Annotated in this window: 9 protein-coding genes; 5 read left to right on the top strand and 4 right to left on the bottom strand. The window is 76.1% G+C overall.

Annotated elements, in window-relative coordinates:
* Positions 1–29 precede the first annotated feature (29 nt).
* From ACZ58X_RS11450 to ACZ58X_RS11435, 4 genes are all read left to right on the top strand, one after another.
* A complete protein-coding gene (locus ACZ58X_RS11450; RefSeq protein WP_470333448.1) occupies positions 30–926 on the top strand; it encodes an NAD(P)H-binding protein in 897 nt (298 codons plus the stop codon).
* A 101-nt stretch (positions 927–1027) separates the two neighbouring features.
* Positions 1028–1408, top strand: a complete 381-nt coding sequence (locus ACZ58X_RS11445) for a hypothetical protein (RefSeq protein WP_470333447.1) — start codon at positions 1028–1030, stop codon at positions 1406–1408.
* Between the two features lie 128 nt (positions 1409–1536).
* Positions 1537–1869: a putative quinol monooxygenase gene (locus ACZ58X_RS11440; RefSeq protein ID WP_470333446.1), complete on the top strand. Its 333-nt coding sequence runs from the start codon at positions 1537–1539 to the stop codon at positions 1867–1869.
* A gap of 108 nt (positions 1870–1977) precedes the next feature.
* Entirely contained in the window at positions 1978–2736 is a 759-nt protein-coding gene (locus ACZ58X_RS11435; RefSeq protein WP_470333445.1) for an IclR family transcriptional regulator, read from the top strand.
* 18 nt (positions 2737–2754) lie between these two features.
* Here ACZ58X_RS11435 and ACZ58X_RS11430 read toward each other — a convergent pair whose 3' ends face one another.
* On the bottom strand, positions 2755–3558 hold the full coding sequence (locus ACZ58X_RS11430; protein WP_470333444.1) for a DUF4389 domain-containing protein: 804 nt from the start codon (positions 3556–3558) through the stop codon (positions 2755–2757).
* Positions 3559–3803: 245 nt separating this feature from the next.
* Between ACZ58X_RS11430 and ACZ58X_RS11425 the strand changes: the two genes are divergently transcribed.
* Positions 3804–4625: a S1 family peptidase gene (locus tag ACZ58X_RS11425; RefSeq protein WP_470333443.1), complete on the top strand. Its 822-nt coding sequence runs from the start codon at positions 3804–3806 to the stop codon at positions 4623–4625.
* Positions 4626–4828: 203 nt separating this feature from the next.
* On the opposite strand, the gene ACZ58X_RS11420 is transcribed toward ACZ58X_RS11425, so the two are convergent.
* From ACZ58X_RS11420 to ACZ58X_RS11410, 3 genes are all read right to left on the bottom strand, one after another.
* Positions 4829–6340 (bottom strand): condensation domain-containing protein, encoded by a 1512-nt coding sequence (locus ACZ58X_RS11420; protein ID WP_470333442.1) that lies wholly within the window; start codon positions 6338–6340, stop codon positions 4829–4831.
* The gene (locus tag ACZ58X_RS11415; protein ID WP_470333441.1) at positions 6337–19590 is read right to left on the bottom strand and encodes a MupA/Atu3671 family FMN-dependent luciferase-like monooxygenase; all 13254 of its coding nucleotides are present in this window, start codon (positions 19588–19590) and stop codon (positions 6337–6339) included. Before ACZ58X_RS11415 ends, ACZ58X_RS11420 begins: the two co-directional genes overlap by 4 nt.
* A gap of 271 nt (positions 19591–19861) precedes the next feature.
* Entirely contained in the window at positions 19862–21196 is a 1335-nt protein-coding gene (locus ACZ58X_RS11410) for an MFS transporter (RefSeq protein WP_470333440.1), read from the bottom strand.
* Positions 21197–21466: the final 270 nt, after the last annotated feature.

Here is a 21466-nt window from a genome sequence, read left to right as displayed (position 1 = left end):
CCGGAGTTGCCCGGGCCGAGACTCGACACATGATCGTCATCACCACTCCCACCGGCCAGATCGGCGGCCGGCTCCTCGACCTCCTCCTCACCGGACCGCGCGCCGTCGCCGAGGACCTGCGCGTCGTCGTGCGCGACCCGGTGCGGCTCCCGGAGGCCGTCCGGGCCCGCGTCGACGTCGTCGCCGGCTCCCACGACGACCCCGAGGTCGTCGACCGGGCCTTCGCCGGCGCGCACGCCGTCTTCTGGGTCGTCCCGCCCACGCCGCAGGCACCGAGCCTGGACGCCGTCTACTCCGGGTTCGCCCGGGCCGCCGCCGAGGCGCTCACCGCCCACGGCGTCCGGCACGTCGTCGGCGTCTCCGCACTCGGCCGCGGCACCCCCGTCGCCGACCGCGCCGGGCACGTCACGGCCTCCCTGGCCATGGACGACCTCCTCGCGAGCACCGGCGCCGCCTACCGGGCGCTCGCCAACCCCTCCTTCATGGACAACCTGCGCTGGCAGACCGCCTCGATCCGGGACCGCGGCGTGTACACCTCCACCGTCGCCGCCGACCGCCCAGCGCCGCTGGCGGCCACCCGGGACATCGCCGCGGCCGCCGCCGACCTGCTGCTCGACCGCTCCTGGACGGGCACCGGCGACGTCCCGGTGCTGGGCCCCGAGGACCTCTCCGCGAACGACATGGCGCGCGTCATGTCCGAGGTCCTCGGCCGCCCCGTCCGCTACGAGCGCCAGTCGCTGGACGACTTCCGCGCCTCGCTCCCCGGCCACGGGTTCAGCGAGGCCCTCGTGGCGGGCTACGTCGACATGATGCGGGCCAAGGACGAAGGCCTGGACGCCGGGGTCGAGCGCACCCCGCGAACCGCGAGCCCGACGACCTTCCGCCAGTGGTGCGAGGAGGTGCTCAAGCCGGCCGTCCTGGCCTGACCGCCGGGCGACGCACCCGTCCCGCCGGGCGGGCACCGGCCGGCGCCGGGGCCCGCCCAACCCGGTTGACGTCCCCTCCGGACGAATGCTCGACTCCTCCCATGGACGACCGCGAGACCGACGACCGCCTCCCCGCCGACCACCTCCCCGCCGAGGCGGCCGCCCTCCTGGAGTCGCTGCTCGCCGCGGACACCCCCGCCTTCCGCGCCCTGCGCGCCCAGATCCCCCACCTGCGGGTCACCGGCGGCTGCGCGTGCCCCTGCCCCAGCCTGGACCTGGCCCTGGCCGACCCGGCCGCCGCACCCGCCGCGCCCGTCACCGACACTCCCACCGCCGAGGCCACCGTGGTCGACGCCGACGGTACCCCGATCGGCGGCGTCATGGTCTTCGTCACCGAGGGCCGACTGTCCTTCCTGGAGGTCTACTCCTGGGCCGACGAGCCGATCACGCGCCTCCCCTCCCCCGACCGCCTCCTGCCGTAGCGGCGCCGCGGGGCTCCAGGCAGGGACGGTTTCCGGCATGGGTGGAATCGCGGCGGCGTGGGTTTCCCGGGCCGGGCGGCGGTCGGGCAGGGTGGGGTTCGACCGTCCCCCCGATCCGAGAGAGCGCCATGATCTTCATCACCGTGAAGTTCCCCGTCCGCCCCGAGCACAGCGCGCAGTGGCTCGACATCGTCGCCGAGTTCACCGAGGCCACCCGCGCCGAGCCGGGGAACCTGTTCTTCGACTGGTCCCGCAGCGTGGACGACCCGAACGAGTACGTGCTCGTGGAGGGGTTCCGGGACGGCGAGGCCGGGCGGGCGCACGTCGAGTCGGCACACTTCCGGCGGGCCATGGAGACGCTGTCCGGCGCGGTCGCCGCCAAGCCGCGGATCATCAGCGTGGACCTCCCCGACCGCGAGGGCTGGGACCTCATGGGCGAGATCTCCCCGCGCGAGGCCTGAGCCCGGACGCCGCCGAGCGGGGCCGGACCGGGGGCCGGTGGCCTCCCCCGGTCCGGCCCCCGGCACACTGGACGGGTCACGCAGCACCAGCAGGAGGAGCACCCCGTCATGGCCGGGCAGACCGGGCCGCGCGCCGCCGACCGCACCCTGGAGGTGCTGGAACTCGTCGCGGGGTCACCCTCGCCCGTCCCGGCCAAGGCCCTCGCCCGCAGCCTCGGCTGCGCCCTGTCGACGGCCTACACCCTCCTCGCCCCGCTCACCGAGCGCGGCTACCTGGTGCGCACCGACGGCGGCTACACCCTCGGCTACCAGGTGTCCGCCCTGCACCGCGCGTTCCAGCGGCAGATGGGCCTGACCGACGGCATCGACGACCTGCTGGCCCGGATGCGGCACGCCACCCGCGCCTCGGCGAACTACGTCGCCTACCAGGGCGACGGGCTGGTGATCGCCGACGTGCGCACCGTCGCCGCCGACGGCGACCAGCGGCCCGAACTCACCGTCGGCGTCGACCCGCGCTCCCACGCCTACGCCCACGGCAAGATCGCCCTGGCCGCCGCCGGCCCGGCCGCCCGCCGCCGCTACCTGGAGCAGCCCGGCCTGCGCCGGTTCACCGAGCGGACCATCGCCTCGGTCGACCGGCTCGACGAGGAGCTGCGCCGGATCCGCCGCACCGGCGTCGCCCTGGACGTCGAGGAGGCCCGTACCGGCCTGGCCTGCCTGGCGGCGCCCGTGCTCGGCGCGGACGGCGCCGTGATCGGCAGCGTCTCGCTGGCCGTCCGCCCCGAGGACCTGCGCGCCCGCCGCCGGCAGCTGATCGCCGCCGTCAAGCAGGCCGCCCGGGAGGCGTCCCCGGCCCAGCCGTCCTGACCCCCGGCGTCCCCGCCGTCAGGAGGGGCCGGGCACCAGGGGGGCGATGACGTGCTGGGTCGGGTTGGTCCCGTTGTCGTCGTCGTTGTCGTCGTTGACCGAGGTGGTCACGGAGCCGGTCGCCCAGGAGACCACGCCCAGGATCAGGAAGAGCACCACCAGGGCGCGCCCGCCGCCGCTCAGCACCAGCGGACGGGTGGCCGAGACCCGCTCGGGCTCGCTGTTCGGCTCCTCGCCGAACAGGCGCTTGGGGTAGGCGGAGGTGAGCATCACCAGGTAGGCGGTGTAGCGCAGCTGGTAGCGCAGGATCGCGGTCGTCGCCTCGTAGAGCGGCTGCGGCATCCGGCCGAGGACCAGCACCACCAGCCAGATGATGAACGAGACCATCCACCAGCCCGCGTGCAGCAGGCCCTGCACGATGGAGGCGGGGATGACCAGGATGATCCGGAACAGGACGGCCAGCCGGTTCAGTTCACCGGGCCGCAGGCCGACCTGCACCGGGTACTCGGGGGCGCTGAACCGGAACGGCGGGTAGCGGTCCACGGTGAGCATCAGATAGGCGGTGACCCTCGCCTCGTACGGGACGAACGCGGTGAGGTAGTCGGCGACGAAGCCGGGCAGCCGCCCGAGGACCAGCGCGCCGAACCAGCCGATCACGGTGACGAAGAACGCCACCAGGGACAGCACCCACAGCACCACGAACTGAGGGATCAGCAGCAACAGGCGCAGCAGCACCGTCCAGCGGTTCTGCGCGGCGGGCGCCGGCATGTCCAGGACGGGAAGCCACTCACGGCTGACGGGGGCGGGGGGAGCCTGCCACATCCGGGCCTCCACGGTCTCGGAACGACGGGACCCGGCAGTCGGGCACCGCCGGGTCCCTCCGAAGATCCCAGTCCCCCGCCCACCCCGCGCGCCACGCTGCGCCGGACGGGTCACGCCGGGCCGCCCCGGTGCCGGCCGGGGGAAATCCCCACCGTTCGTACACCTGGTGTCCGGATGGTCCAGTGGATCTTGGAACGGGAGGCTGAGGACGCAAACGGAAGTCCCACCTCTGAGGAGAGTCCCCGATGTTCAACGGGAAGTTCAGCAAGCGTCGCACGGCCCGCGCCGCGACCGTGGCCGCGGTCGCCCTCGGCTGCGCGGTCGCCACGGCCGGCAGTGCCGGGGCGATCGTCAACGGGACGCCCTCCACTCAGCGCTACCCGTTCATGGCCTCCATCCCGGTGACGGCACCGGGCCTGGACGACGGCGTCTGCGGCGCCTCGCTGATCGACCGCCAGTGGGTGCTGACGGCGGCCCACTGCGTCGACCCGAACCTGGTGAAGCCGGCTGGCACCGTCCGGATCGGCAGCGCCGAGCGCAGGTCCGGCGGCACCGTACGGTCGATCGCCGCCACCGTCACCCACCCCGGGTACCGGCAGGGCCAGGGCAGCGGGCCCAACCTGAACGACCTCGCGCTGGTCCGGCTGGACCGCCCGGTGACGGAGCGGCCCATCGCCGTCGCCGCGCGAGCCGGCGCCCCCGGCACCCCGACCCGGCTGCTCGGCTTCGGCACCGTCGTCGACACCGGTGACCTCGGCGGCCTGCGCTTCCCCGACCACCTCCAGCAGTTGGAGACAAGGCGGGCGGGCGAGGCCGAGTGCGACCCCGGCTACGCGGGACCCACCCGGCTGTGCACCGTCAGCCTGGTCCCCCGGGCGATGGCCTGCTTCGGCGACTCCGGCGGGCCGCAGCTCCAGCGCGGCCGGGGCGGGCGCTGGGAGCTGGTCGGCGTCACCTCCGGCCCCGGCGTCGGCGGGCACGTGCCGTGCTCCTCCGGCCCCGGCCTCTACAGCAGTGCCCCCGCCTACGCCGACTGGATCCGCGCGACGATCCGCGCGAACGGCTGAGCCGAGCGGGCGGCGACGGGGCCGCCGGGTCGGGATAGGACCCTGGCCGGTGACCCGGTCGGGTGTAGACGTGGCCGGGCGGGGAGGCGGTCCGGTCCAACTCTGCGCCATGTTCCGTACACAGAGCGGGAGCTGGTCCGACATGCCGGAGTTCCAGCCGACCGCCGGGGCGCGGGTCGACGCCGGGCGGTCGGCCGGAACGGTCAGTCCGTCAGCTCCCGGGCCAGGCCCGCCACCATTCGCTCCAGCCAGGACCGCACCGTCTCCTCGTCGAACAGGTCGGCGTCGTACTCGGCCAGGCCCGCGTAGCCGTCCGCGTCCGGGGTGAGGAGCACGGAGAGGTCGGCGCGGGTGGACGGGCCCGGCACGTCCTCGACCTCGACGGCCAGACCGGGGAGGTCGAGGGCGATCGCCGGGGTGCTCTGCACCGCGAGCAGGACCTGCGGGTACCCGGCCGGCAGCCGGACGCCGCGCTCGCGCAGCGGCTCGATCAGCTGGCCGAAGGGCACCGTGGCGTGGTCCAGGGCGGTGGCCACCGCCCTGGCCGCCGTGTCCACCGACACCCCGAACCCGCCCGGCGGGCGGGTGGGCAGCCGGATCGGCAGGCCGGTGGTGAGCAGGCCGACGACCTGCTCGTCCACCGGCCGGGTGCGGTTGGCGTACGAGAGCACCACCAGGGTCTCCGCCGCACCGGTCAGCTCGCCGAGCAGCCGGGCGTAGCCGGCCAGCAGCACCGCCGAGGCGGTGGTGGAGCGCCCGGCGGCGCAGCGAGCCACCGCCTCGGCCAGCGCCGTCGGGACGCGGAAGGCGAGGGTGCCGCCGCGCCCGGAGCGCTGCTCGGGGCGGGGCCGGTCGGTGGGCAGGTCCACGGCCGGCGGGGTGTCCCCCAGGACGTGGGCCCAGTGGTCGAGGGCCTCGGTGACGGCGGCCGGCGTGACCACGGTCCGCTCCCAGCAGGCGTGGTCGGTCATCCGGCCGGGGTCCGGCAGCGGAGCGCCGTCCCGGCGGTACAGCGCGCCCAGGTCGGCCAGCAGGGTGGCCAGCGACCAGCCGTCGACCACGATGTGGTGGAGCGACAGCAGCAGCACCCAGACGTCCCGGCCCGTGCGCAGCAGCCGGGCCCGCAGCAGTCGGTCGCCGTCCAGGTCGAACGGCAGGGCGCCCTCGGCCCGGGTGGCCCCGGCGAGCGCCGCGTCCTGGGCGGCGGGGGCGAGCGTGCGCAGGTCCTCGACCGGCAGCTCCACCGGGGTGTTCGGCCGCACCTGCTGGAGCAGGCCGAGGTCGGTGTGCTGGTAGCGGGTCCGCAGGCTCTCGTGGCGCTCGCTCAGCGCCGTGAGGGCGGCGGCCAGCCGCTCGGGGTCGAGCGGCCCGCGCAGGGTGATGCGCTGGGTGATGTTCCACACCGCCGGGTCGGCGGAGCGGCCGTGCATCCCGTACAGCCGGCGCTGGGCCAGTCCGGCCGGCGCGGCGGCGAGCGCCGCGCCGGAGCCGGTCAGGACGGCCAGCAGCCGTTCCCGGTGCGCCCGGACGAGTCCGGCGGCCTCCTCGTCCAGCGCGCCGGGCGGGGCGAGGTAGCCGAGCCGCTCGCCGGTGGTGCGCAGCACGATCCCGCGCTCGTCGAGCAGCCGGACCAGGCGGTCCCAGCCGTCCTCGGCGGTGGACGCGGGAGCGGCGGGGCCGGGGGCGGGGCCGGGGGCGGGGCCGGGGGCGGTCACAGCGTGCCCTCCTCGTAGGCCGGGGCCGGGCGATCCTGGGCGGCCGGCAGGTGGGCGGCCATCGCGCGGACGGTGGGCCGGCGGAAGAAGTCCAGCACACCGATCCGCAGCCCGGTGGCCTCGCGGACCCGGTTCAGCAGCCGGGTGGCGGCCAGCGAGTGGCCGCCGAGGTCGAAGAAGGAGGTCTCCACGCCCGCGGGGCGGCCGAGTTCCTCCTCCCACAGCCGTTGCACGGTGCGCTCCAGTTCGGTGGCCGGGGCGACGGCGGCCAGTCCGGCGCCCAGCGGCAGCGGTTCCGGCAGGGCGGCGGTGTCGAGCTTGCCGTTGAGGTTGAACGGCAGCGCCTCGACGGCGGCCCAGAGCCCCGGCACCATGTGCTCGGGCAGCAGGTCGGCCAGCTGGTCGCGGACCCGGGGCAGGTCGGCGGCCGCGCACCGCACGTACCCGGCCAGCGTGGTGCCGGCCGGGGTGCGGCGTCCGGTCACGGCCGCGCCGCGCACGCCCGGGACGCTCCGCAGCACGGTCTCGACCTCGCCGGGCTCGACCCGGTAGCCCCGCACCTTGACCTGTCGGTCGGCCCGGCCGAGGTACTCCAGGGTGCCGTCCGGCCGCCACCGGCCGAGGTCGCCGGTGCGGTAGCGGCGGCCCTCCGGGGTGTCGGTGAAGACGGCGGCGGTCTCCTGCGGCCGGCCGTGGTAGCCGAGCCCGACCTGGACGCCGATCGCGTGGATCTCGCCGACCGCTCCGGCCGGGACGGGCCGCCCGACGGCGTCCAGCAGCACGATCCGGTTCCCCGGTGCCGGGCGGCCGATCGAGGCGTGGTCCGGGCCGTCCGGGTCGATCCGGCCGGAGGTGACCCCGTGGGTCTCGGTGGGGCCGTAGTGGTTGACCAGCCCGCAGCCGGGGTTGCGGGCCAGGAAGGCGCGCAGGGCGGGGGTGAGCAGCAACTGCTCGCCGCCCTGGATCAGTTCGCGCAGGTGCGGCACGGGTTCGTCGCCGAGGGCCTCGACCAGCGCGGCCAGCGGGGTGTACGGCAGGTGCAGCCGCTCGGCCCGGGTGGCGCGGACGACGGCGGCCAGCGCGGTGATGTCGTACCGGGTCTCCTCCTCGATCAGCAGCAGGGTGCCGCCGCCGGCCAGCGTGGTCAGCACCTCCTGGACGCTGACGTCGAAGCCGCAGGAGGCGTACTGCAGGGTGCGGGCGGCCGGGTGGTCGGCGACGTTCCAGACCAGGAACGAGGCCAGGGCGAGGGTGTGCATCAGCACGCCCTTGGGCCGGCCGGTGGAGCCGGAGGTGTACAGCAGGTACGCGGCGGCCTGCGCGGAGGGGACGGGCAGCGGCGGCAGTTCCAGCACACCGGGCGCAGCCTCGGCGTCGGCATCGGCGTCGGCATCGGCGTCCGTGTGGACCGTCGGCAGCGAGATGCCCATCAGGTCGGTGCCCCGGGCGGTGAGCAGCACGGTCGGGGCGCTGTCCGCGGCGATCAGCCGGCAGCGCTCCGCGCCCTGCACCGGGTCGATCGGCACCAGGACGGCGCCCAGCCGCAGCACGGCCAGCAGCGCGGCCACCTGGTCCGCCGAGCGCGGCAGCAGCACGGCCACCCGGTCGCCCTCGCGGACCCCGGCGGCCAGCAGCCGGCGGGCCAGCTCCTCGGCCCTGGCGTGCAGGGTCCGGTAGTCGGTCGCGGTGCCGTCGGCGGCGACCACCGCGACGGCCTCCGGCCGGTCGGCCACGGTGGCCGCCACCCGGGCCAGCGGGTGCGCGGGCGCCGGCTCGGCCTGCGGTCCGCACTCCAGGGCGGGGTCGGCGGGGGCGGCCGTCAGCTCGGCGAGCGGTCGGGCCGGGTCGGCGACGGCGGCGGCCAGCAGCCGCTCGAAGGCGTCGAACAGCCGGTCCACCGTGGCCCGGTCGAACAGGGTCTCGGCGTACTCGACGTGGCAGCGGATGCCGTCGGGGAGGTTGGTGAGGAAGAGCGCCAGGTCGAAGGCGGAGCGGTCGACCACGTGGTCCAGCGGACGGGCCGTCACCCCGGGCAGGTCCAGCTCGAAGACCGCGTGGTTCTCGAACTCAACCATCACCTGGAAGAGCGGGTTGCGGCTGGTGTCCCGCTGCGGGTTCAGTTCCTGGACCAGGACCTCGAAGGGCAGCTGCTGGTGCTCGTAGCCGTCCAGCGCGGCGGAGCGGACCCGGTCCAGCGCCTCGGCGAAGTCCGGCTCGCCGGAGAGGTCCAGCCGCAGCGCCAGCGTGTTGACGAAGAAGCCGACCAGGTCCTCGGTGCCGTCCGCCCGGTTGGCCAGCGGGGTGCCCAGCACCACTTCGTCCTGGCCGCTGTAGCGCTGGAGCACCCCGGCGAAGGCGGTGAGCAGCACCATGAACAGGGTCGAACGCCGGTCACGAGCCAACTCCCGTACGCCGGCCGAGAGTTCGGCGGGCAGGTGGCGGACGTGGGAGCGGCCGCGGCCGTCCGGTACGGCGGGGCGGGGCCGGTCGGTGGGCAGGGTCAGCACCGGCAGCTCGCCGCCCAGCACCTTGCGCCAGTGGTCGAGGCTCTCCTGGTACGCCCCGGCGGCCACCGCGGCCCGCTCCCGGGCGGCTTCGGCGGCCGGGGTGGTGGTGAGCGCGGGCAGCCGGTGCGGCCGCTGCTCCCGGGCCGCCCGGTACAGCTCGCCCAGTTCCCGGGTGATCACCACGGTGGACAGGGTGTCGATCACGATGTGGTGCATCGACAGCACCAGGACGTGCCGGTCCGGCCCGGTCTCCAGCAGCCCGGCGCGGAACAGCGGGCCCTCGGCCAGGTCGAAGCGGCGGGCGCCCTCGGCGGCGACCAGCCCGGCCACCGCCTCCTCGGCGGGCCCGTGCACCGGGACCCGCTCCAGCACCGGGCCGTCCGGCGCCGGCAGCACCTGCTGGAACGGTTCGCCGTCCTGCTCCCGGAAGACGGTGCGCAGCCCGACGTGCCGTTCCACCAGCGCGCGCAGCGCGGTGTCGAGCGCCTCCGGGTCCAGCGGGCCGTCCAGTTCGACGGCCTTGACCTCGTTGTACTGGGCGGCGTCGGGCAGCATCCGGTGCAGGAACCACATCCGCTGCTGCGCGTAGGACAGCGCGGCGCCGCGCTCGGTGGAGCGGCGCAGCGCGTCGATCTGCGGCAGGCCGGCGGCCACCAGGTCGGGGGCGAGCCCGAAGTCGACGAAGCAGGCGATCTCGTCCGCGCCGGCCGCCCGCAGCTCGGCGAGCACCGACCCGACGCTCTCCGGGGTGCCGATCAGGGCACGCGAGGCGCAGTAGCGCTCGTAGGCGCGCTCCAGCACGAACTCCAGGTCCTCCTCCCGGGTGTGCTCGAAGTCCAGGGTCAGGCCGAGGCTGTTGGCCATCTGCCCGAACAGCGAGAGCGAGGAGCGCAGGTAGTGGCAGAACGGGCGGTAGGCCTGCGCGCGGGCGGTGGCGAGGTCCGCGCCCAGGTAGGTGTGGACCAGGACGACCACCCGGCCGGCCTCCGGGTCCAGGCCGTGCTCGGCCCGGGTGCGCCGGTAGAGGGCGACGTTCTCGGCGAGTTGGGCGATGTCCTGGGTCATCAGGTTGGTGATCACGCCGAGGTCGTGCCGGGCGGCCTCGCGGAAGCTGTCCGGGTTGCCGACGATCGCGGTGAACATCGGCGGCTGCTCCTGCAACGGGCGCGGGTGCAGGGTCACCTCGATCGGCTCCCCGTTGCCGTTGCGGCCCCGGTAGGGCTCGCCGCGCCACAGCGCCCGGACGGTGTCGATCTGGCGGTGCATCAGCTCCTTGTGGCCGCCGTAGTTCTCCGGGAAGAACAGGAAGTCGTTGGGGTGCCAGCCGCTCGCGCAGCCCAGGCCGACCCGGCCGCCGGACAGGTTGTCCACCACCGACCACTCCTCGGCCACCCGGACGGGGTGGTGCAGCGGCAGCACCGCGCAGCCCGCGTTGAGCCGGATCCGGCTGGTCTCCCGGGCCAGCGCGGCGGCCAGCACCGAGGGATTGGGGAAGATCCCGCCGAAGGAGTGGAAGTGCCGCTCCGGCAGCCAGACGGCGTGGAAGTCGTGCCGGTCGGCGAAGCGGGCGCTCTCCAGGACGATGCGGTACTTCTCGTCCTCCGGAGAGTCCAGGGGGTAGTCGCCGAAGAAGTAGAGGCTGAAATCGACCGGGCGCTGCGGGTCGCTCACCGGGTGGTACGGAACGGGCGCGGCCTCGCTGCCGGTCCGGGATTCCGTTGCGAGCACCGGCGGTTCGGCCGCCGCCGGGCGCGGGGCCGGCAGCCGCACCCCGGGCGAGGCCGGGAAGAAGCCGCCGCGCCGCAGGCCGCGCAGCGACTCCCGGACGGCGTCGACCACGAACTCCAGGTCGCCGTCGGTGTGGGCGGTGGAGAGGAAGAAGTTGCGCCACTCCCAGACGTAGACCCCGCGGGTCAGCAGCTCCGGGAAGAACAGCTCCACGTCGGCCCGCGGCTCGAACCGGAACAGCGAGCCGAAGTGGGCCAGCCGGAGCGGGAACTCCTCCTCCTCGAAGAACCCGTTGAGGGTCGCGGCCAGTTCGTCGGTGCGGGCGTTCAGCCGCTCCTGGAGGCCGGGGCCGGCCTCCTTGAGGTGGCGCAGCACGGCGCCGGCCGCGGTCATCGCCAGCGGGTGCTGGATGTAGGTGCCGCCGAAGAAGGTGGTGTCCTTCGGCGGGTAGCTGTCGTCCCCGTAGTCCCAGTGGCCGCCGTCGATCCCGTCCAGGATGTCGGCCCGCCCGGCGATCGCGCCGATCGGGTAGCCGCCGCCGAGCACCTTGCCGTAGGTGGAGAGGTCCGGGGTCACGCCCCAGAAGCCCTCGGCGCCGCGCAGGTGGGGCCGGAAGCCGGTGAGCATCTGGTCGAAGAGCAGCACGATGCCGCGGCGGGCGGTCAGTTCGCGCAGCGAGCGGACGAACTCGGCCGGCTGGCGCCCCGGGTGGCGGCTCTGCACCGGCTCGACCAGCACGGCGGCGATCCGGTCGCCGAGCTCCTCGATGACCTGGAGGCTCTGCGGATCGCCGTACCGCAGCACGATCAGGTCGGCGACCGCGCTGCCGGGGATGCCGCTCGACACCGGGACGGTCTCCCGGTCGGCGCCGTGGCCGACGGTCCGGCCCAGGGTGTGGTCGAAGTGGCCGTGGTAGGAGCCCTCGAACATGACGATCTTGTCCCGGCCGGTGAAGGCGCGGGCGAGCCGGATCGCCCCGGCGTTCGCCTCGGTGCCGGAGTTGGCGAAGGCGACCCGTTCGGTGCCGGTCAGCTCGGCCAGCAGCTCGGCGGCCTCCCCGGTCTCCGGGCCGCGCGGGCCCAGCCGCAGCCCGCCGGCCAGGTGCTCGCGGACGGCCTCGGCGACGAACTCCGGGTCGTGGCCGAAGAGCAGGACGCCGAAGCCCATGGTGATGTCGACGTACGTGTTGCCGTCGAGGTCCTCCAGCCGGGAGCCCCGGGCCCGACGGGCGGCCAGCGGGTAGAGCATCTCCTTGGTCGAGGAGCGGAAGCCGACCACGGCGCGGCTGTCCGCCAGGGTGCGGCGGTGACGGCGGGTGACCGCCTTGGAGGCGGCGGTGCGGGCGGTGAAGCGGGCGACCAGCCCGTCCACGTGGGCGCGCTGCTGCTCGGTCAGGCCGCCGGCGGCCATGCCGGACTCGCGGGCGACGGTCACCCGGGGGCCGTGCACCTGCGGGGCGGCGGGCGCGGGGGCGGCTGCGGGAACGGGGGTGGCCGGGGCGCGGGCGGGAGCTACGGCCGAGGGCAGGGCGGCGACGGGGGCCGCCGCCGGAAGGGGCGCGGGCGGCACCGGCGCGGTCGCCGTCGCCGTACCCGTACCGGCCAGCAGGCCGAGCTGGTCGCGCATCAGGTCGGAGAACTGGCCGAGGAGCGCGAGCTGGCGCTCGATCAGGCCGGTGCCGTCGGTCACCGGGGCGGACGCGACCGGGATCGGGGGTGCGGGCGGAACGTTCGGGACGGGCGCAGTGGGCAGTGCGGCGGGCACGGGCGCAGCCGGTACCGGAAGGACGGGCTCGGCCGCCCGGGACGCCAGGGCCGCGACCGGCTCGGGCGCCGGGGCCGCGACCGGCTCGGGCACCGCGACCGGCTCCGGCGCGGCCGCCGGCTGCAGCGCGTCCCGGACGTCCGGCTCCAGCCGGTCGGCGATCAGCCCCGCCAGCCGGGCCGGGGTGTCCGCCGCCTCGAACAGCTCGCGCATCGAGATCCGCACCCGGAAGGCGCGCTCCAGGTCCCGGATCATGTTGATCATCCCGAGCGAGTCGGCGCCCAGGTCGAAGAAGGGGTCGTCGGCGCCGACCGCCCCCTCGTCGTGGCCCAGCTGCCGGGCCGTCTGTTCCAGCACCCGGCGCAGCACCGCCTCCTCGGCGAGCTGCTCGGGGCTCGCGGCGGCGGCCGGGACGGCGGGGGCGGGGACGGCGGGCTCCGGGGCGGTCGGCTGGGGCGGCGGTGCCTGGTGCATGGCGGGGTCCTCGGTGGTCGGCCGGTCGGGGGCGGTGAACCAGTGGCGGCGGCGTTGGTAGACGGTGGTCGGCAGGGGCACCCGGCGGGCCGGGCCGTCCGGCCAGTCGCGGGCGGCGGCGAACCGCGCCCAGTCGATCGGGACGCCGTGGGACCACAGCGCGCCGGCCGCGGCGTCGAACTGCGGCTCCTGCGGGGCGCCGCGCCGGGCACCGGCCACGAAGTGGCGGTGCGGCAGCTCCCGGCGGCCCATGCCGGTGAGCGTCGGGTGCGGGCCGAGCTCCAGGAACAGCTCGTGGCCCTGGCCGTCCAGGGCGGCGAGCACCTGGTCGAAGCGGGCGCTCTCCCGGGTCTGCCGGACGAAGTAGTCGGGCGTGGGCACGGTACCGGGGGCCAGCACCTCGCCGCCCAGGTTGCTCACCAGCGGTACGGTCAGCGGCCGCAGCCGCAGCCGGGCGAGCTGCTCGCGGAACGGTTCGAGCACCGGGTCGAGCAGCCGGGAGTGGAACGCCCGGTCGGCGGCGAGCCGTTCGGTGGTCACGCCCTCGGCGGCCAGGACGGCCTCGGCGGCCGCGATGTCGCGGGGTGGGCCGGACAGCACGCACTGTCCGGCGCCGTTGACCACGGCGACTTCCACCCCGGGCAGCCAGTCGGCGAGTTCGGCGAGCCGCCGCGGACCGGCCATCACCGCCGTCATGGCGCCGGGAGCGGTGGCCCGGTGCATCAGCCGGCCGCGCAGCGCCGTGAGGAACATCCCGTCGGCGAGGTCGAGGGCGCCGGCGGCGTGGAAGGCCGCGTACTCGCCGGCGCTGTGCCCGGCGACCGCGGCGGGGCGCAGCCCCAGCTCCTGCCAGAGCCGCAGCTGGGCCGCTTGCAGGGCGAACAGCGCGGGCTGCGCGGCCTCGGTGGTCCAGTCGTCGGCGCCGCCTTCGGGCACGGGGTCGAGCAGCAGCGGCAGCAGCGGTTCGTCCCAGGCCTCGCGGTGCAGCCGGTCGCACTCCTCCAGCACGGCCCGGAACACCGGGAAGGCGCGGTGGAGCTCGGCGGCCATGCCCCGGTACTGGGCGCCCTGGCCGGTGAAGAGCAGCACCGGCCGGACGTCGCCGCGCGGGGCCTCGCGGCGCACCGGTGCGGTGGCCGGGCCGCGGCCCGCCAGGTGGGCCTCCAGGCCGCGGAGCAGCTCGGCCGGACCGGCGCCGGTGACGGCGAGCCGGTGGCGCAGGGCGCGGCGGCCGCCGCCCAGGGTGAGCGGCAGGTCGCCGGGGGCGGGTGCCGGTCCGGCGGCGAGGCGGTCGCGCAGGAGTCCGGCCAGGGCGGTCAGGCCCTGTTCCGTCCGGGCGGACAGCGGCAGGACGGTCGGCGCCGCCTGCCGGGGGCCGTCGGCGGCGGCGGGCACGGACGCCGCCGGGGCCTGCTCCAGCACCAGGTGGGCGTTGGTGCCGCCGACGCCCAGGGCGCTGACCCCGGCCCGGCGCGGGGTGGCGCCGGCCGGCCAGTCGCGGCGCTCGGCGGAGAGCCGGAACGGGCTCCCGGCGAGCTCCAGCGCCGGGTTGGGGCGGTCGAAGTTGACCAGCGGCGGGACGGTGCCGTGCCGCAGCACCAGCAGGGCCTTGATCAGTCCGGCCATTCCGGCGCAGGTGTCCAGGTGGCCGATGTTGGGCTTGACCGAGCCGAGCGAGCAGAAGTCGGCGGCCTGCGTCCGGGCCCGGAACGCCTGGGCCAGGGCCCGGAACTCGATCGGGTCGCCCAGCGGGGTGCCGGTGCCGTGCGCCTCGACGTAGCCGACGCTCTCGGCCGGCACTCCGGCCAGGTCGAGGGCCCGGCCGATCACGGCGGCCTGCCCGTCCACGCTGGGCGCGGTGTAGCCGACCTTGAGCCCGCCGTCGTTGTTGACGGCGGAGGCGAGGATCACGCCGTGCACGGTGTCGCCGTCGGCCAGTGCCCGGTCCAGCCGCTTGAGCAGCACGGCCGCGACGCCGTTGCCGCCGACGGTGCCGGCGGCCTCCGCGTCGAAGGCCCGGCACTCGCCGTCGGGCGAGAGGATCGACCCCTCCTCGTAGCGGTATCCGGCGGCCTGCGGGATGTGCAGGGCGGCGGCCCCGGCGAGGGCCAGGTCGCAGTCCCCGGCGAGCAGCGACTGCGCCGCCAGGTGCACCGCGACCAGCGAGGTGGAGCAGGCGGTCTGAACGCCGATCGCCGGGCCGGTCAGGCCCAGCCGGTAGGCGACCCGGGTGGCGGCGAAGTCGGCCTGGTTGCCGATCGCGGTCTGCAGCGCGGACACCGGCTGGGCCGGGTCGGCCGTGCCGGCCAGGGTGTGCTGGTAGTAGGTGCGCAGCGCGTACAGGGTCATCCCGGTGCCGGCGAAGACGCCGACCCGGCGGTGCGGGTCGGGGGCGTCGTAGCCGCCGTCCTCCAGGGCCTGCCGGCAGATCTCCAGCAGCAGGCGCTGCTGGGGGTCCATCAGCGCGGCCTCGGTGCCGCTGATGCCGAAGGCCTCGGCGTCGAAGCGGTCGGTGTCCGGCAGCGCCCCGGTCACCGGGACGAAGTCGGGGTGCCGGTACTCCTCGGGGCGCAGTCCGGCCGCCGCCAGCTCCTGCTCGGTGAACCGGGTGGTGCTGCGGACGCCGTCGACGATGTTGCGCCAGTACTGCTCGGGGGTGTCGGCGCCGGGGAAGCGCAGGGCCAGGCCGACGACGGCGATCCGGCGGTCGTCGCCGGTCGGGGCCCCGCCCGCTGCCCCGGTGGCGGTGGCCGGGGCCGGCTCGGGGGCCTCGGTCAGGTGGGCGATCAGGGCGTCCACGGTGGGGTGCCGGAACAGTTCGGTGGGTGCTGGGGGCGTCGGCAGGACCGCGCTGAGGGCGCCGTGCACCCGCATCAACTGGAGGGAGCCGATGCCGAGTTCGGTCAGCGGGCGGGCCGGGTCGAGCGGGGCGTCGAGGACCGTCTCGAAGGCGTCCAGGACGGTCCGGCGCAGCTCGGTGGCGGCGGGGGCGTTCCGGGCGGCGGGGTCCGTGACGGCGGCCCGGGCGGCGGTCGGCTGCGGGGGCCGGTGCTCGTCCGTACGGCCGGTGGGCGCCTCCGCGACCGGCCGGGGCGCGGTGGCCAGCAGGTGGCGGCGCGCGGCGGGGGCGCTCGGGTCGGGCCCGGCGTACCAGCGGCCGGGGGCGCCGGACAGCAGCAGCGCGGCCAGTCGGCGGCCGTACGCGGCGCTCAGCACGGCGATGCCCCGGGCGGCGGAGGCCTGTTCGTGGTCGGTGGCACGGTTCATGCCGACCCGGCTCCACAGGCCCCAGGAGATCGTCCAGGCCGGGGTGCCGGTCTCCCGGTGCAGCCGTTCGACCGCGGTCTCCAGGTAGCGGTTGGCGGCGGCGTACGCGGTGGAGCCGACGGCCTCCTGGAGGCCGACCATCGAGGAGAAGCCGACGAACTGGGCGCCGGGGCGCTGCCGGACGAGTTCGACGAGGTGGTCCGTACCGGTGGTCTTGGCGCGCACCGCCTCCCGCCAGTCCGCCGGGCCGGTGCCGGAGAGCAGGGCGATCCGGTAGGCGCCGGCCAGGTGGAGCACGCCGTCCAGCGGTGCTCCCCAGTCCCGTTCGGCCTCGGCGACCACGGCGGCCAGCTGCTCGCGGTCCGTCACGTCGGCGCGGCGGTAGTCGACCCGGCCGCCGTAGCCGGACAGCCGGTGCAGCGCTGCGCGGCGTTCGGCCGCCTCGGCGGTGGGCGCGTCCAGGTCGGTGCGGCCGATCAGCAGCAGTCGGGAGCCGTGGTCGCGCAGCAGGCCGGGCAGCAGCTCGGCGGCGATCCCGCCGAGGCCGCCGGTGACCAGGTAGCGGGCGCCGGAGGAGAGCAGCGAGCAGCCGTCGGCGTCGGCGGCCTCGGTGCCGGGTTCGACCGGTCCGAGCCGGGGCACCCAGGGGCGGTCCCGGCGCCAGGCGCTCTCCGGCTCCGGTCGGGGCTCGGCCAGCAGGGCGAGCAGGGCGGCGGCCTGCTCGGCGGGCGGCGGGCCGGCCGGCAGGTCGATGTGCCGGGCGGCGGGCACCAGCTGCTCGGCCCTCGCCCCGGCGGTCAGCGCCGCCGTCAACGCCGCTGCCGGCGTTGGGAGTTCACCGGGCAGTACGGCGTGCAGTCCGGCACTGACGGTGACCAGCTCGCCGGTCGGCGGCCGGTCGGCCAGGGCCCGCAGCAGGGCGAGCAGGGCTTCGTCCGGCGGTACGCCGTCCGACGGCGCGGCGGGCCCGCCGTCCGCGCCCCAGAGGTGGACCACCCGCCCGGGGCGTTCGGCGCCGAGCGCCCGCCGCCACTGCGCGGGGTCGGCGGTCGGCGGCTGCGCCACCAGGACGGCCCCCGGCAGGGCGGCGGCCAGTGCCTCGGCGAGGCTGCCGGGGCCGGCCGGGCCGAGCAGCAGGGTCGGCCCCGCGGGCGCGGAAATCGCGGAAACGTCGACATTCTCAGCGGCCTCGGGGGCGTCCGGCGCCGGGCGGGGCTCCCAGACGGTCCGGCGCACGCAGTCGGGAACGGTCCGGGCGTTGGCCTCCGCCAGGTCGAGCGCCACGATGTGCTCGTCGAGCCGGCCGTCGAGCAGGCGTCCGCGCAGGGCGGTGCGCTGGATCTTGCCGCTGGTGGTGCGCGGGAACTCGGCCGCCGGCACCGGCAGCACCAGGGCGGGGGCCGGCTGGCGTCGGGCGGCCAGCACCTGGCGGACCTCGGCGGCCACCGGGGCGGCGGGGGCGTCCGGGTCGTTCGGCACGTAGGCGATCACCAGCTGCTCGGTACCGGTGCGTTCGTCCGGGACTCCGAAGGCGGCGACGTGCCCGGAGCGCACCCCCGCCACCGAGGCGACCACGTCCTCCAGTTCGTGGCAGAAGTGGTGCACCCCGTTGACGATGATGATCTCCTTGCGACGGCCGGTGAGCACCACCTCGCCGTCGGCCAGGAAGGCGAGGTCCCCGGTGTCGAACCAGCCGCCGCCGACGAAGGCCTCGCCGTCGGCGGCCGGGTTGTTCAGGTAACCCGGCGTCACCCGGCCGGAGTTAACCTGGAGCCGGCCGACCCGGTGCTCGGGCAGGGCCCGGCCGTCCTCGCCCGCCACCCGCATCCGGGTGCCGGGGGCGGGGCTGCCCATGCTGAGGAACGCGGTGCCGCGCTCCGGGGAGTCCGGGTCGGCGGGCTCCAGCCGGCCGGTCAGCGAGTCGGTGCGCACCAGGCGGCGGGCGCCGTCCTCGTGGTAGCGCTTGTAGGTGATGACGGTGCAGGTCTCGGCCATGCCCCAGCCGAGCAGCACGTGCTCCGCCCGGACGCCGAACGGGCCGGTGGCGGCCAGGAACTCGTCCAGCACCGCCTCGGTGCACTGCTCCCCCGCGTTGATCAGGGACTTGACCGAGGAGAGGTCCCAGTGCCGGCCGGGGCCGGCCGCCCGCACCGCCTCGGCGACCAGCCGGTAGCCGAAGTTGGGCGACCAGGAGTGCGCGCCCCGGTAGCGCTCCAGGGTGTCCAGCCAGACCAGCGGGTCGGCGAGCACCAGCTCGGTGGGCACCTGCACCTGGTCGGCGGCCAGCACCACGTCGCGCAGGTGGAACATCAGCAGCCCGGCGACGTGGTCCAGCGGAAGCCAGTTGACGGTGACGTCCTCGGGCAGGGTGCCCTGGGCGACCGCGCCGGCCACGTACTCCAGGATGCCGCGATGGGTGATCTGCACCGCCTTGGAGCGGCCGGTGCTGCCGGAGGAGAGCTGGAGGATCGCCACGTCGCCGGGGTCCGGGACGTGCTCGGCCCCCGCGCCCGCGCCCGCGCCGGCTGCTGCGGCGGCGCCGTCGACGGGCCGGTCCACCGCGATGACCCGCAGGCCGGGCGCCGGGTACAGCTCTCCGAGCCGGGCCAGGCCCGCCACGGCCGGACCGCCCGCGAGCACCGGCGGCTCCGCCAGGGTCTGCCAGGCGTGCCAGAGCTTCTCCAGGACGGGGTTGGGCTGGTCGTACGCCGGCGGACGGGCCACCGTGACCGGCTGCACCCCGCCCAGCAGACAGGCCCACAGCGTGGTGAAGTAGCCCTCCGGGTCCGGCACCTGGAGGATCACCCGGTCGCCCGCCCGCAACCCGGCGGCGGTCAGCAGGGCGAGGGCCTCCCGGGCCCGCTCCAGCAGCCGGCGGTAGGTCAGCCTGGTCGCCCCGCCGTCGGGCCGGACCAGGTGCAGGCCGCGGTCCGGGTGCCGCTCGGCGGCGCGCAGCAGGGCCGCGGGCAGGGTGCGCGGCGCGTCCGGCGCGGGCTCGGGCAGCGGGGCGCCGACCGCCTCGGTCCCGGGCTCCTCGGCTCCGGGCTCCTCGGGAGCGGCCCCGTCGGGAGCGGCCCCCTCGGGAGCGGCCCCCTCGGGAGCGGCCGTCGAGCCGCCCGGGGTGGCGCCGACGGCTGTGCCGATGGCACCGAACGGCCGCCAGTGCGGAGTGAGTTCGCGCAGGTGGCGGAGCACGGGCCCGGGAGCGGCCGGCGGCCGGGCCGCGGCGGCGGCGAGGGCGGCGCGGTCGGGCTCGCCCAGCGCGGTCCGGACGATGCCGTCCAGGAGGTGCACCTCGGTGCCCGGGTCGGCGTCCAGCAGGGCGGCGGTGGCCCGGCGGCGCAGCGCGGCGGGGTCGGTGTCGGCGGCGGGCACCAGGTAGGCCAGCAGGCCGCGGCGGCCGTCGGCGCGCTCGACCGGCAGCACTGCGCAGTCGGCGACCTCGGGACGCAGCAGCAGCCGGGCCTCCAGGGCGCGCAGCCGGGCGCGCTCGGAACCGGTGGGGCTCATCGGCGACGGCACCTTTCGGATCGGTGCGGGGCGTGCGCGGGTAGGGCTGCCCCGGGTTGCGGAGGGTGGGCGGATCGGGGTCGCCGGTGGCCCGGTGGGGCGTCGGCGGATCCGGTGGCGCGGTACTTGCGGGTGCGGTGGCACGGTGGTCGCGGGTGCGGTCGGGCGGTGACGGTCGGAGGCGGTGAGCGGCCGGGGGGTGAACGGGCGGGGGGGTGAACGGTCGGGCGGTGTGCGGTGGTTCGGCGGGACGGGCTCCGGGCCGCGCCGGTCAGCGCTTCCGGGCCCGGCCGACCAGGACCAGGAAGCCGAGCGCCAGCACGATCGGGACGGCGTGCGAGACGCCGACCACGGTCAGCGGACTGAGCAGGGCCAGCAGCGATCCGCTCAGCAGCATTCCGGTGCCCATGCCGACGTTCTCGGCGGAGGCGAGCAACCCGAAGGCCTGGCCGCGCCGTTCGTCGGTGAGCGCCTGGATCCGGGTGGTGTACGAGATCTCGGTGAAGCCGTCGCCGAGCCCCGCCCCGATCGCCACCAGGAGGAACAGCGGGGTCGGCAGTCCGGTGAAGACCAGGATGAAGCAGCCGGACATCAGACAGGTGCCCAGGGCGAAGGCGCGCTCGCCCGGTTCGATGCCCCGGCGCAACATGAGCCGGGAGACCAGTTGTTGGGCGCCGAGGTTGCCGACCGCCCAGGTGGCCCAGAACATGCCCAGCAGGGCGGCCGGGTTGCCGGGGTCGTGCTGGTTGGCGAAGACCGGCAGGCTGATGTTGTGCGCGGCGGAGCCGAAGGCGTCCAGCAGTCGGATCGCCGCCATCGCGCCGACCACGGGGGCCGCGCGCAGCACGACCAGGGCCTGCCACCGGCTGCCGAATCGTTTCATCCTGCCGCCGTCGGCAGCCTTGTCGGGCCCGGCGGCGGTCGCGGCGGCGGTCGCGGCGACGGTCGCGGGCTCGTCGGCGGGTTCGGCGGGGTCGGCGGGGTCGGCGGGGTCGGCGGGTTCGGCCCGGGTGCGCAGCGGCAGCCGGAGCACCACGGCGGCGAACACCACGAAGCTCGACGCGTCGATCAGCAGCGCCGCGCGGAACCCGGCCCAGGCCACCACCACACCGGCGGAGGCGAAGCCGAGCACCATGGCGGCCGAACGGCAGCTCGCCATCAGGCTGTTGGCCCGGGCCCGGCGCTCGGCGCCGACCATCTCCGGGATGCTGGTGCGCAGCGCGACGGCGCACACCGCGGCCGCGCCGCCGAAGACCAGCGCGAGCGGGTAGAGCACCGGGATGCGCGCGGACGCCGGGGCGAGGGCCACCACGACCAGCGCCACCGCCTGGGCGAGGGCGCAGCCCGTCATCAGCCGCCGCCGGTCGACCCGGGCGACGAGTCGCCCGCTGACCAGTCCACCGGCGAAACCGCCGGTCAGGCGCAGGATGAGGTACCCGGCCGTGCCGAGCGCGTTCCCGGCCGCCTGGTAGGCGAACAGGCTCAGCGCCACCAGGTCGAGCTGGCTCCCGTAGGTGGAGAGCGCGTCGCCCAGTGCCAGCCGGTAGAACACCCGGGGCAGCTTCTCGGTGGTCTGGAGCGGTACTTGCTGTGCGATGTCCGGCACCGGTCCCCCAGGAAGGCCGCGTCGGTCGGCTCAGTGTGACATTGCACCGCAATCTAGAAGCCGCCCGGCCGTAGATCAAGAGCTTGATCGTCCGCTGTCCGAAAGATCTTTGAGTTCGGCCGACTCGGGGTCATCATTCCGGCCAGGGTGGCGATTTGCCGCCGGTGACACGTCAACCCGCGTTCACATGCGCATGACAGCATGCGCGCGGCCGCACGCCCGGACCACCCGACCCGAGCCGAGCCGACCCGACCGCACCGACCCGGAGGA

The organism is Kitasatospora sp. NPDC040550, from assembly GCF_055594965.1.
This window is presented reverse-complemented; position numbering and strand designations above follow the sequence as displayed.

Coding starts and splice junctions, on each gene's coding strand:
- ACZ58X_RS11450 (WP_470333448.1), top strand. CDS start 30: ATGATCGTCATCACCACTCCCACCGGCCAGATCGGCGGCCGGCTCCTC.
- ACZ58X_RS11445 (WP_470333447.1), top strand. CDS start 1,028: ATGGACGACCGCGAGACCGACGACCGCCTCCCCGCCGACCACCTCCCC.
- ACZ58X_RS11440 (WP_470333446.1), top strand. CDS start 1,537: ATGATCTTCATCACCGTGAAGTTCCCCGTCCGCCCCGAGCACAGCGCG.
- ACZ58X_RS11435 (WP_470333445.1), top strand. CDS start 1,978: ATGGCCGGGCAGACCGGGCCGCGCGCCGCCGACCGCACCCTGGAGGTG.
- ACZ58X_RS11430 (WP_470333444.1), bottom strand. CDS start 3,558: ATGTGGCAGGCTCCCCCCGCCCCCGTCAGCCGTGAGTGGCTTCCCGTC.
- ACZ58X_RS11425 (WP_470333443.1), top strand. CDS start 3,804: ATGTTCAACGGGAAGTTCAGCAAGCGTCGCACGGCCCGCGCCGCGACC.
- ACZ58X_RS11415 (WP_470333441.1), bottom strand. CDS start 19,590: ATGAGCCCCACCGGTTCCGAGCGCGCCCGGCTGCGCGCCCTGGAGGCC.